Source organism: Curtobacterium sp. MCLR17_036 (assembly GCF_003234445.2).
GTDB lineage: Bacteria > Actinomycetota > Actinomycetes > Actinomycetales > Microbacteriaceae > Curtobacterium.
The window spans coordinates 1,560,194-1,571,669 of the sequence record NZ_CP126269.1; the positions used below are offsets into that span (position 1 = coordinate 1,560,194).

Sequence of the window (11,476 nt, forward strand, 5' to 3'; positions counted from 1 at the left end):
AGGGACCGTTCAGACGTGGTCGGCGGCGTCCGGCTCGGCCAGACCGACCCGGGTCAGCTCACGCCAGAGGCCCGAGCCGTCCGGTGCGTAGACCCACGGCGCCGACGAGTCGCGGGAGCGTTCCTGCGCCCGGGAGCGACCGCCGGCGAGCACCGCCTCGCTCGTGGAGAGCTGGCGGATGGCGACCCCGGCGACGTTGTCCGGGTGCTCGCGGGCGAAGTCGCCGTACAGCGACTCGTCGTGCTGGCCGTCGTCGCCGACGAGCAGCCAGCGCACGTCCGGGAAGTCCTGGGCGAGCCGGCGCAGGTTCTCCTGCTTGTGCAACTGTCCGCTGCGGAAGAACCGGTCGTGGGTGGGGCCCCAGTCGGTGAGCAGCAGCGTGCCCGACGGGTACATGTTCCGCGTCAGGAAGCGCTTCAGGGTCGGCGCCACGTTCCAGGCGCCGGTGGACAGGTACACGGTCGGCGAGCCCGGGTGCTGCGCGAGCACGCGTTCGTAGAGCACCGACATGCCCGGCACGGGGCGGCGGGCGTGCTCTGTGAGCACGAAGGAGTTCCACGCCGCGAGCATCGGCCGGGGGAGCGAGGTCACCATGACCGTGTCGTCGATGTCCGAGAGCAGGCCGAACCGGGTGTCCGGGTGCACGACGAAGACGTCCGCCTCGACGCTCCGCCCGCCACCGGCCGACAGCCGGACGGTGCGCCACCCCGGTTCGAGGTCGAGCGGCACGATGGTGTCGACGACGCCGCCACGGTCGGTCTCGACGGTGTGCGACACCCCGCCGGCGCTGACGGTCACCTCGGTGTGGTCGACGGCGACGCTCGTGAAGCTGCGCCACCCGCGCACCCCCGAGTAGGACACGTCGGACGCCAGACCGCGCCGTGTCAGCAGCACGCGGCAGAGGATCCGCACCCACCCGGGTGCGCCGTACCCGGTGTAGGGGACGACCGTCGGCACGAGGCCACGGCGCCGCGCGCGTTGCTCGCGGAACTCCTGGACGGCGTCCTCGATGCGGGCGGCTCGGTGCAGGAGGGGCTCGGCCAGCGACGGCTCGTGGTGCGTCGGGTCGGGCATGGCCCCATCAAACCATGTGGGCGGTCGAAGTCCACGAAGACGCTCATCGCGATCGGGTGAGTCGCAGCCACGTTCCAGCCGGTCTCTGCGAAGGTTGTCACCGTCAGACCAAACCGACCGCGCAGGAGCGCAAGAGGAGAACACGTGCTCGTCACCGAGGTAACGAACGCTCTGCCGGGGGGATCATCACTGCTCAGGAACGAGCCGGTCCAAGCCCGCAGTTCGGCGCGCCTCGCGGGTCTCCTCGACGCCGCCGCCGCGGTGATCGACGAGATCGGGTTCGAGCGGCTCACGACCGCGATGGTGGCCGAACGGGCGGGGGCGTCCATCGGCACCGTCTACCGGTACTTCCCCGACCGCATCGCCGTCGTCGAGGCGCTCGCGATCCGCTGCACGCAGCGCCTGGCGTCGCGCTTCGTCGAGGCGCTCGACGCCAGCGGCGCGGAGACCTGGCAGCAGGGCTGCGACGCGCTCATCCGCGCGACGGACGAGATGTACCGCACCGAGCCGGGCTTCCGGGCGATCCGCTTCGGCGACGCCGCGGACACCGGCACCGGCGACGCCGAGGACCGCATGGGGGCGCTCGGCGGGGCCGTCGGGCAGATCATGCACGACCGCTTCGGACTGCCGCTCGACGAGCGGATCGCCCGCACCTGGGTGGTCCTCGCCGAGTCGTCGCACGCCGTGTTCGCCCGGGCGCACCGCGACCCGGCGAACCCGGACACCGCGATCATCGAGGAGTACCGCACGATGAGTCGGGCCCACCTGCAGTCGGTGCTCGCCGCCTCCTGACCCACCGTCACCGACGCCCGCGTCCGCTCGCCGAGCGGCGCGGGCGTCGTCGTGTCCGGGGCGTCGGCCAGGAGGCCCGGTGCCGGTCGGCCGGTCTGCTCACGTCCGGCAGCCGGGCTGCCACCCCGCGCCGGCCGGCTGTCCGGGACACGTCACGTTTGCGACACGGGGTGCACCGTTGTCGCAGCCGACGGGTACTGTCGTCCGGAGTCGGGCTACCTCCGAACAGAAGGGCACCCATGATCGAGTTCCGCTCGGTGCGCAAGACCTACCCGGACGGCACCACCGCCGTCGACGGATTCGACCTGGTCATCCCCTCGCGGACCACCACCGTCTTCGTGGGTTCCAGCGGCTGTGGCAAGACCACGCTGCTCCGCATGATCAACCGGATGGTCGACCCCAGCTCGGGGTCCGTCTCCATCGACGGCTCGGACGTGTCCGGTGTCGACCCCGTCAAGCTCCGCCGGAGCATCGGCTACGTCATGCAGAACTCCGGACTCCTGCCGCACCGCAAGGTGATCGACAACATCGCGACCGTCCCGCTCCTGACCGGCGTGTCCAAGGCCGACGCCCGTGCGCGGGCGCTCGAGCTGATGGACACGGTCGGCCTCGACCGCGCCTTCGCCGACCGCTACCCGTCGCAGCTGTCCGGTGGGCAGCAGCAGCGCGTCGGCGTCGCCCGCGGGCTGGCCGTCGACCCGAACATCCTGCTCATGGACGAGCCCTTCGGCGCCGTCGACCCCCTGGTCCGCAACGACCTGCAGGACGAGCTCATCCGGCTGCAGCGCGAGCTCGGCAAGACCGTGGTGTTCGTGACCCACGACATCGACGAGGCCTTCAAGCTCGGCGACCAGGTCGTCATCCTCAAGAAGGGCGGCGAGATCGCCCAGCAGGGCACCCCGTCCGAGATCCTCGCCGAACCGGCCGACGACTTCGTCGCGAACTTCATCGGCGTCGGCCGTGGTCGCCGTGCGCTCCGTGTGGAGCAGACGCCGACCGGACCGATCGTGGTCGACGGTGACGGTCGCGCCGCAGGTGTGCTCACCGGTCCGGTGAGCGTCGTCGACGCCGCGTCCGCGGTGCCGCAGGGAACAGAGGCCGGGGCGCGTGCAACCGCCCCGGGTGCTCCGGCGCAGGGTGGGGGCACCCGGTGAAGTGGGTGCTGTCGAACCTCGACACCATCGGTGACGCCACGCTGTCGCACCTCGCGATCGCCCTCCCGCCGATCGTCGTCGCGTTCCTGCTGTCGATCCCGATCGGGTGGCTCGTCGTCCGGCTGCAGCGACCGGGCGGCTCGCGCTTCGCGGCGGGCGTGGGCAGCGGCATCGTCACGGTGGCCGGGCTCCTGTACGCGATCCCGTCGCTCGCGCTCTTCGTGGCGCTGCCGAGCATCATCGGCACCGACCTGCTCGACCCGCTCAACGTGGTGATCAGCCTGACCCTCTACGGCCTCGCGCTCATGGTGCGGTCCACGGTCGACGGTCTCACCTCGGTCGACGCGGGCACGAAGGCCGCCTCGACGGCGATGGGCTACTCGTCCGCGCAGCGGTTCTTCCGCGTCGAGCTGCCGCTCGCCGGGCCGGTCCTGCTCGCCGGGCTCCGGGTGGTCTCGGTGTCGACGATCTCGCTGACCACGGTCGGCGCGGTGCTCGGCATCCGGAGCCTCGGGTCGCTCTTCACCGACGGGCTCGCCCGCGGCATCTACGAGGAGATCATCTCCGGCATCGTCATGGTGCTCGTGCTGGCCTTCGCGCTGGACGGCCTGCTCGTCCTGCTCGGCCGCATCGCGATGCCGTGGAACCGCCGCACGACCCGGACGCAGCGTGCGTCCCGGCGCGTGCTCCAGCAGGCAGAGGTGACCTCGTGATCATCGGACAGGCATTCGGCTGGGTGTTCGACCCGGCGAACTACGCCGGCTACAACGCGATCCCGGCCCGGATCTGGGAGCACGTCTGGATCACCCTGCTCGCGGTGCTCATCGCCGCGGTGATCGCCGTGCCGATCGGGTACGCCATCGGGCACACCCGGCGCGCCCGCGGGTTCTCGATCGCCGTCTCGGGCGGGGTCCGCGCGCTGCCGACGCTCGGCGTGCTGTCACTGTTCGGCCTGCTGCTCGGCATCGGCCTGCAGGCCCCGTTGCTCGCACTCGTCGTCCTCGCGATCCCGTCGGTGCTCGCCGGCGCGTACTCGGGCATCGAGTCCGTCGAACCGGTGACGGTCGACGCCGCGAAGGCGCAGGGCATGACCGGCTGGCAGATCCTGTGGAAGGTCGAGGTCCCGCTCGGCCTGCCGCTGCTCATCGGCGGGCTCCGCGCCGCGGTGCTGCAGGTCGTCGCGACCGCGACGCTCGCCGCCTACGTCGGCGCCGGCGGCCTCGGCGGGTACTTCTTCCTCGGTCTGAAGACCCAGGACTACGCGCAGATGCTCGGCGCCTCCATCCTCGTGATCGCGCTCGCGATCGCGTTCGAGATCGTGTTCGCCGTGCTGCAGCGGGCGGCGGTGCCGAAGGGCACCCTCGACCCCACGGCCCGGCAGCGCCAGGGATCGCGCGAGCGAGCCCGCAATCCCATCCCGGAAGGAAATCCATCGTGATCACAGCAAAGATCCGTGTCGGCGTCGCAGCGACGCTGGCACTGGGCGTCGCCGCCGCCCTGACCGGCTGCGCGTCGAGTGACCCGCTCGACAGCGGTTCGAGCACGTCGAGCGACTCCAAGACGATCGTCATCGGCTCGCAGCAGTACTACTCGAACGAGATCATCGCCGAGCTGTACGCCCAGGTCCTCGAGAAGGACGGCTTCACGGTCAAGCGCAGCTTCAACATCGGGCAGCGCGAGATCTACATCCCGCAGCTCGAGAAGGGCGCGATCGACGTCATGCCCGAGTACAGCGGCAACCTGCTGCAGTACTTCGACAAGGACTCGGACGCCAAGACCGCCGACGAGATCGACGCGGCCCTGCCCGACGCGCTGCCGTCCGGGCTGCGCGTCCTCGACGAGGCCGAGGCGACCGACCAGGACAGCTACACCGTCACGAAGAAGTTCTCCGAGGACAACGACGTCACGAGCCTGGCCGACCTGAAGAACGTCTCCGACAAGCTCACCGTCGGCGCGAACTCCGAGTTCCAGACCCGTCCGTACGGCCCGAAGGGCCTCAAGTCGGTCTACGGCGTCGACGTCGACTTCAAGGTCGTCGAGGACTCCGGCGGAGCGCTCACCGTGAAGGCGCTCAAGGACGACACCGTCCAGCTCGCCGACATCTACAGCGCCGACCCGAGCATCAAGGCGAACGACTTCGTCTCGCTGAAGGACCCGGAGAACCTGATCCTGCCGCAGAACGTCATCCCCGTGGTGTCGAAGAAGGTCGACGACAAGGCCGCGGCCGACATCGACAAGGTGAGCAAGGTCCTGTCGACCGATGCCCTCATCGAGCTCAACTTGAAGAGCACCGTCGACAAGGAGAAGGCGTCCGAGATCGCGAAGGACTTCCTGACCGAGAAGGGCCTGCTCTAGGCACGCTCCGCAAGAAGAACGACAGGCGTCGGGCATCTGCCCGGCGCCTGTCGTCGTTCCCGGGGGTGCTCCCGATGAACATGTTTTCCGCACGGTTGTGCCGTGCACTTCTCCTGCACGTTTGTGCAGGCGGGGCTTCTACAACTTGTCGAGTGGCTTCCTCCGGCGATACCGTTGCAGTGTCCCAACGGCTGTGACACCTGATGGAACCGATCAACAGGAAGCATCTGACGTGTACGAACTGCGCGCGGCGACCCGGCGGGGGAACGCCGCATGAACGACCTCCTCGACCCCCTGCTGCTCTCGCGGTGGCAGTTCGGCCTGACGACCATCTACCACTTCTTGTTCGTGCCGCTGACGATCGGCATGGCCGCGGTGGTGGCGGTGTTCCAGACGGCCTGGTACCGCACCGGTCGTGCGCACTACCTGCAGCTGACGCGGTTCTTCGGGCGCATCTTCCTCATCAACTTCGCGATGGGCGTCGTGACCGGCATCGTGCAGGAGTTCCAGTTCGGCATGAACTGGTCGAACTACTCGCGCTTCGTCGGTGACGTCTTCGGGGCGCCGCTCGCGCTCGAGGGCATCCTCGCCTTCTTCTTCGAGGCGGCCTTCATCGGGATCTGGATCTTCGGCTGGGACCGCCTGCCGAAGGGGCTGCACCTCGCCAGCATCTGGTGCGTCAGCGCCGGCACGATCATGTCGGCCTACTTCATCATCGCCGCGAACGCCTTCATGCAGCACCCGGTCGGGTTCGCCATGAACGAGGCGAAGGGGCGCGCGGAGCTCACCGACATCTGGGCCGTGCTCGGCAACAAGGTCGCCCTCGCGGCCTTCCCGCACACCCTGTTCGCCTGCTTCATGGTGGCCGCCGCGGTCATCATCTCCGTCGCCGCGTTCCACCTGGCGCGCAACCAGCACCTCGAGACGATGATGCCGGCGCTCAAGTTCGGCATGTGGACGATGGTCGCGGCCGGTGCGCTCACGGTCCTGACCGGCGACCAGCTCGGTCTCACCATGGTCGACACGCAGCCGATGAAGATGGCGGCGGCCGAGGCGCTCTACAACACCTCGACCGGCAAGGACGCCTCGTTCTCGATCCTGACGCTCGGCACCCCCGACGGCGTGCACGAGCTGTTCTCGATCCGCGTGCCGTACCTGCTGTCGTTCCTGTCGACGCACACCTTCAACGGCACCGTCGAGGGCATCAACGACCTGCAGGCGCAGTACACCCAGGTGTACGGCCCCGGTGACTACAAGCCGATCATCTGGGTCACCTACTGGTCGTTCCGCTGGATGATCGCGCTCGGCATCGGTGCGGTGCTCGTGTCGCTGGCCGGGCTCTGGCTGACCCGCAAGGGCCGGTTCCCGACGCAGCGCTGGGTGTGGCGCGTGGCCACGTGGACGGTCCCGCTGCCGATGGCCGCGATGATCGTCGGCTGGGTCTTCACCGAGATGGGCCGGCAGCCGTGGCTCGTGTTCGGCCTGCTGCAGACGAAGGACGGCGTCTCGCCGAACGTGACGGGCATCGAGGTCCTCATCTCGCTCCTCGTCTTCACCCTGATCTACGGCTCGCTCGCCGTGGTCGAGTTCAAGCTGATCAAGAAGGTCGCACAGGAGGGCCCGGCCGACCCGGCCGAGGTCGACGAGACGACCGGCGAGGTCAAGCACGAAGTGACGGTCTACTAGGAATGGACGCTGTCTGATGGATCTCCCTGTCCTCTGGTTCGCGATCGTCGGCGTCTTCTTCGTCGGCTACTTCGTCCTCGACGGCTTCGACTTCGGTGTCGGCATGTCCCTGCCGTTCCTCGGCAAGGACGACACCGACCGTCGGGTCCTCATCAACACCATCGGCCCGGTCTGGGACCTCAACGAGACGTGGGTCATCGTCGCCGGTGCCTGCCTGTTCGCCGCGTTCCCGGAGTGGTACGCCACGATGTTCTCCGGCTTCTACCTGGCGTTGCTGCTCATCCTCGCCGCGCTCATCGCCCGCGGGGTGTCGTTCGAGTACCGGCACCAGGAGAAGCACCTCGAGTGGAAGCGCCGCTTCGACCTCATGATCATCGTCGGCAGCGCCGTGCCGTCGTTCCTGTGGGGCGTCGCGTTCGGCAACGTCGTCCGGGGCATCCCGATGGACGCCGGGCACAACTACACCGGCACCCTGTTCGACCTGCTCAACCCGTTCGCGCTGCTGACCGGCGCCGCGACGCTCCTCGTCTTCTTCACCCACGGCGTCGTGTTCGTCGCGCTGAAGACCGAGGGCGAGATCCGCGAGCGTGCGAAGCGCCTGGCCACCCGGGCCGGCACCGTGACGATCGTCGTCGCCGCCGCGTTCCTGGTGTCGATGGCCTTCGTCCGTGCCACCCCGGCCTCGCTCGTGCTCTCCGTCGTCGCGGCCCTGGCGCTCGTGCTCGCGGTGCTCTGCAACGCCTGGGGCAAGGAGGGCCGTGCCTTCACGCTCATGGCCGTCACGATCGCCGCCGTCGTGCTCGCGATGTTCACGGCGATCTTCCCGGACGTCATGCCCGCCTCGAACGACCCGGCGAACAGCCTGGACGTGTACAACGCGTCGTCCGGCTCGTACACGCTCACCGTGATGAGCTGGGTCGCGCTGATCTTCGTGCCGCTCGTCTTCGCGTACCAGGCGTGGACCTACTGGGTGTTCCGCAAGCGCGTCTCCCGCGCTCAGATCACCGCGGCCGCGCACTAGGCGGACGACGGTGAAACCCCTCGACCCCCGACTCCTGCGACTGTCCCGGACGGCGCGCGGTTTCATCGTCGCCGCCGCCGGGACGGGCGTCCTGCGCACGATCGCGACCATCGCGATCGCGTGGGGGATCGCCGCGGCGGTGACCCTCGGGGTCGACGCGGCCGGGGGCGGGGGCGTCCCGGCGGCGTTCGGGCAGGCGCTCGGGCTGCTCGGCGGGGCGTTCGTGCTCCGGGCGGTCGCCGCCTGGGCCACGGACGACCTGGCCGCACGGGCCGCGGCACGGGTGAAGAGCGAGATGCGCACCACCGTGCTCGCCCGGGCGGCCGAGCGCGGGCCGGCGTGGCTGTCCGGCCGGTCGAGCGCCGGGTTCGCCACGACGCTCGGACCGGGGCTCGACGCCCTCGACGCCTACTTCGGCCGGTACCTGCCGCAGCTCGCCCTCACCGCGATCGCGACCCCGGTGCTCCTCGTCGCGATCGGGATCGGCGACCTGACGAGCGGGCTGATCATCCTGTTCGCCCTGCCGGTCATCCCGGTGTTCATGATCCTGATCGGCCTGGCGACGCAGGCGCTGCAGCGACGGCAGTCCGACGCCCTGGCGACGCTCGGCGGCGCATTCACCGAAGCCGTCGAGGGGCTCGCGACGCTCAAGGTCTTCGGCCGCGCGCGGCGCCAGGTCGGTCGGATCGGCGCGGTCACCGACGAGTACCGGCGGGGGACCCTCGGGGTGCTCCGGCTGTCGTTCGTGAGCGGGTTCGCCCTCGAACTCGCCGCGAGCCTGTCCGTGGCCCTGGTCGCGGTGTCGATCGGCATCCGCCTGGTCGACGGTTCGCTCGGCCTCGGTGCCGCGATGTTCGTGCTCGTCCTCGCACCGGAGGCCTTCGCCCCGATCCGGCAGGTCGGCGCCGACTTCCACGCCGCGCAGGACGGCGTCGAGGCCTCGGCCGCGGTCCTCGACGTGCTCGACGACGACCGCGACGCCCCGACCGCGACGGCACCGATCCCTGCACCCGCTGCGGCGACCGCGCTGACGGTGCGCGGGCTGACGGTCCGCCGCCCCGACGTCGTGATCGGCCCCGTCGACCTGCACGCCGAGGCCGGCACGGTCGTCGTGCTCGCCGGCCCGAGCGGCTCCGGCAAGTCGAGCATCATCGCCGCCCTGCGCGGAGTGCTGCCCCACGAAGGAACGGTCACGGTGCCCGGAGCGGCCGGTGCCCCGGCGGCCGACCGCACCACCTGGGCCGACCAGCGCCCGCGTCTCGTGCGGGGGACCGTCGCCGAGAACGTCGCGCTCAGCGCGACCCCCGACGTCGACGACGTGCGGACCGCGCTCGGTGACGCGGGGCTGGGAGTCGACCCGGGCCTCCCGGTCGGCGCCGGCGGCAGCGGCCTGTCCGGCGGCCAGGCGCAGCGCGTCGCGGTCGCCCGCGCGCTCTACCGGGCGCGCCGCGAGCAGACCCCGCTCGTCCTGCTCGACGAGCCCACCTCGGCACTCGACGTCGACGCCGAGGCGCACGTCGTCGCGTCCGTCCGCCGCCTGGCGGCCGACGGTGCGGTCGTCGTGGTCGCCAGCCACCGCCCGGCGGTGATCGCCGCGGCCGACCTCCGACTGGACGTCGCCTCCGACGGGTCCGTGACGGTCCGACCGGGGGTGCGCGCATGAGCCGGGAGGCCCGTGGCACGTCGGTCCTGCGGCTCGCCATGCCGCACGGGTCGGGTTGGGCGAAGGCGGTCGCCGCCGGCTCGCTCAGCGCGGTCTGCGCCGTCGCGCTCCTCGCCGCGAGCGGCTACCTCATCACGCGCGCCGCGGAGCACCCGCCGATCCTGTACCTGACGCTCGTCATGGTCGGGGTCCGCGCGTTCGCGCTCGGTCGCGCCGCCCTGCGGTACGTCGACCGGCTCGCCGGGCACGACGCCTCGTTCCGGCAGCTGGCCGTGGTGCGCACCGAGATGTACCGACGCCTGGCCTCGGTCGCACCGGTCGGACTCGGCAGCACCGGTCGCGGCGACCTGTTGACGCGGCTCGTCACCGACACCGACCGCCTGCAGGACCTGCCCATCAGAGTGGTCGGCCCGCTCGTGTCCGCGGCGGTCGTCGCGGTGCTGTCCGTCGTCGCGGTGGCGCTCGTGTCCGTGCCCGCTGCGCTCGTGCTCGTCGTCGCGCTCGCGATCGCCGCCCTCGTCGGGTCGGTGGTCACCCGGGCGATCGCCGAACGGTCCGACCGCGAGACCGCCGCCGACCGCGGCCGCGTCGCCGACCTCGTGCTCGACACCGTCCGCACGCTCGACGTCTTCGCGGCGTACGGCGCGCTCGACGACCGGCTCGCCCACATCGCCCGCCTCGACGCCCGCGTCACCCGGGCCGTCCGTCGGCGCGGCTCCGTCGAGTCCCTCGTCGGCGCCCTCGTCGGTCTGTTCGGCGGCGGCGCGGTGATCGGGATCCTCGCGGCCGGTGCCCCCGCGGTCGTGTCCGGGGCACTCGACGGTCCGCTCTGGGCCCTCGCGGTCTTCGTGCCGCTCGCGCTCTTCGAGGTCGTCGGCACCGTCCCGCTCGCCGTCCTCACGCTCCGCCGGGTGCGCGCCGCCGCCGACCGCGTCGAACAGACCGTGCCCGCCGACGTCCCCGTCGGCATCGTGCCGGAGCCCGACGCCGACGCCGACCCCGCCGACCTGGTCGTCGACGGTCCGGTCGCCGTGGCCCTGCGCGACGTCACCGTGCGGTGGCCCGGCGCGGACCGGCCCGCGGTCGACGGTGTCACGCTCGACCTGCACCCCGGCGAGGTCGTGGTGCTCGAGGGGCCGAGCGGCGCCGGCAAGTCCACGCTCGTCGACGCGCTCGTCCGGTTCGTCGAGCACGAGGGCTCGTACACGCTCGACGGGGTCGACGCACGCGACATGCACCCCGACGCCGTCCGCGCGAGGGTCGGGCTCATCGAGCAGGACCCGTTCGTGTTCGACCAGTCGGTGCGGCAGAACCTGCTCTTCGCGCGCGACACCGCCACCGACGACGAGCTCCTCGCCGTGCTCGACCGGGTCGGCCTCGGCGCGTGGGCCACGCGACGCGGCGGTCTCGACGCGTCGGTCGGGGAGCGCGGCGGCCTCGTCTCCGGCGGGCAGGCGCACCGCTTGGCCCTGGCACGGGCGCTGCTGCACGCGTTCCCGGTCCTCGTGCTCGACGAACCCACCGCCGACGTCGACCCGGACCTCGGCGACGCCGTGCTCCGCGACCTCGTCACCACCGCCCGCGCAGCGGGGCGGACGGTCGTCATCGTGTCGCACGTCCCGGTGGCGCCGGACCTGGTCGTCCGGACCCTGCGGATGCGGGACGGACGCCTGCTCGCCGGGTGAGCCGACAGGCGGACGCGGGACGGGCCTCCCGGCTTGTATCGTTGAG

Annotated in this window: 10 protein-coding genes; 9 read left to right on the plus strand and 1 reads right to left on the minus strand. The window is 71.2% G+C overall.

What is annotated here, in order from left to right:
• Nucleotides 1-9: 9 nt before the first annotated feature.
• Entirely contained in the window at nt 10-1,074 is a 1,065-nt protein-coding gene (locus DEI99_RS07360; protein ID WP_071297300.1) for an App1 family protein phosphatidate phosphatase, read from the minus strand.
• 144 nt (nt 1,075-1,218) lie between these two features.
• Between DEI99_RS07360 and DEI99_RS07365 the strand changes: the two genes are divergently transcribed.
• The 9 genes from DEI99_RS07365 to cydC all read left to right on the plus strand — a co-directional run bounded on the left by DEI99_RS07365 (nt 1,219) and on the right by cydC (nt 11,430).
• On the plus strand, nt 1,219-1,866 hold the full coding sequence (locus tag DEI99_RS07365) for a TetR/AcrR family transcriptional regulator (RefSeq protein ID WP_111040582.1): 648 nt from the start codon (nt 1,219-1,221) through the stop codon (nt 1,864-1,866).
• 239 nt (nt 1,867-2,105) lie between these two features.
• Nucleotides 2,106-3,020, plus strand: coding sequence for an ABC transporter ATP-binding protein (locus DEI99_RS07370; protein WP_111040581.1), 915 nt, complete (start codon nt 2,106-2,108; stop codon nt 3,018-3,020).
• Nucleotides 3,017-3,733 (plus strand): ABC transporter permease, encoded by a 717-nt coding sequence (locus DEI99_RS07375; RefSeq protein ID WP_111040580.1) that lies wholly within the window; start codon nt 3,017-3,019, stop codon nt 3,731-3,733. The genes DEI99_RS07370 and DEI99_RS07375 overlap by 4 nt, the downstream gene beginning before the upstream one ends.
• Nucleotides 3,730-4,458: an ABC transporter permease gene (locus DEI99_RS07380; RefSeq protein ID WP_111040579.1), complete on the plus strand. Its 729-nt coding sequence runs from the start codon at nt 3,730-3,732 to the stop codon at nt 4,456-4,458. Before DEI99_RS07375 ends, DEI99_RS07380 begins: the two co-directional genes overlap by 4 nt.
• Nucleotides 4,455-5,375 carry an ABC transporter substrate-binding protein gene (locus DEI99_RS07385; protein WP_111040578.1) on the plus strand — a complete coding sequence of 307 codons (921 nt, stop codon included), beginning with the start codon at nt 4,455-4,457 and terminating at the stop codon, nt 5,373-5,375. Before DEI99_RS07380 ends, DEI99_RS07385 begins: the two co-directional genes overlap by 4 nt.
• A 273-nt stretch (nt 5,376-5,648) precedes the next feature.
• Nucleotides 5,649-7,061, plus strand: a complete 1,413-nt coding sequence (locus DEI99_RS07390; protein ID WP_111040577.1) for a cytochrome ubiquinol oxidase subunit I — start codon at nt 5,649-5,651, stop codon at nt 7,059-7,061.
• A gap of 16 nt (nt 7,062-7,077) precedes the next feature.
• Nucleotides 7,078-8,082, plus strand: coding sequence for a cytochrome d ubiquinol oxidase subunit II (gene cydB / locus DEI99_RS07395; protein ID WP_111040576.1), 1,005 nt, complete (start codon nt 7,078-7,080; stop codon nt 8,080-8,082).
• 10 nt (nt 8,083-8,092) lie between these two features.
• Nucleotides 8,093-9,745 (plus strand): thiol reductant ABC exporter subunit CydD, encoded by a 1,653-nt coding sequence (cydD, locus tag DEI99_RS07400; RefSeq protein ID WP_111040575.1) that lies wholly within the window; start codon nt 8,093-8,095, stop codon nt 9,743-9,745.
• Nucleotides 9,742-11,430, plus strand: coding sequence for a thiol reductant ABC exporter subunit CydC (gene cydC / locus DEI99_RS07405; RefSeq protein ID WP_111040574.1), 1,689 nt, complete (start codon nt 9,742-9,744; stop codon nt 11,428-11,430). Before cydD ends, cydC begins: the two co-directional genes overlap by 4 nt.
• Nucleotides 11,431-11,476: the final 46 nt, after the last annotated feature.

Coding starts and splice junctions, on each gene's coding strand:
- DEI99_RS07360 (WP_071297300.1), bottom strand. CDS start 1,074: ATGCCCGACCCGACGCACCACGAGCCGTCGCTGGCCGAGCCCCTCCTG.
- DEI99_RS07370 (WP_111040581.1), top strand. CDS start 2,106: ATGATCGAGTTCCGCTCGGTGCGCAAGACCTACCCGGACGGCACCACC.
- DEI99_RS07390 (WP_111040577.1), top strand. CDS start 5,649: ATGAACGACCTCCTCGACCCCCTGCTGCTCTCGCGGTGGCAGTTCGGC.
- cydB (WP_111040576.1), top strand. CDS start 7,078: ATGGATCTCCCTGTCCTCTGGTTCGCGATCGTCGGCGTCTTCTTCGTC.
- cydC (WP_111040574.1), top strand. CDS start 9,742: ATGAGCCGGGAGGCCCGTGGCACGTCGGTCCTGCGGCTCGCCATGCCG.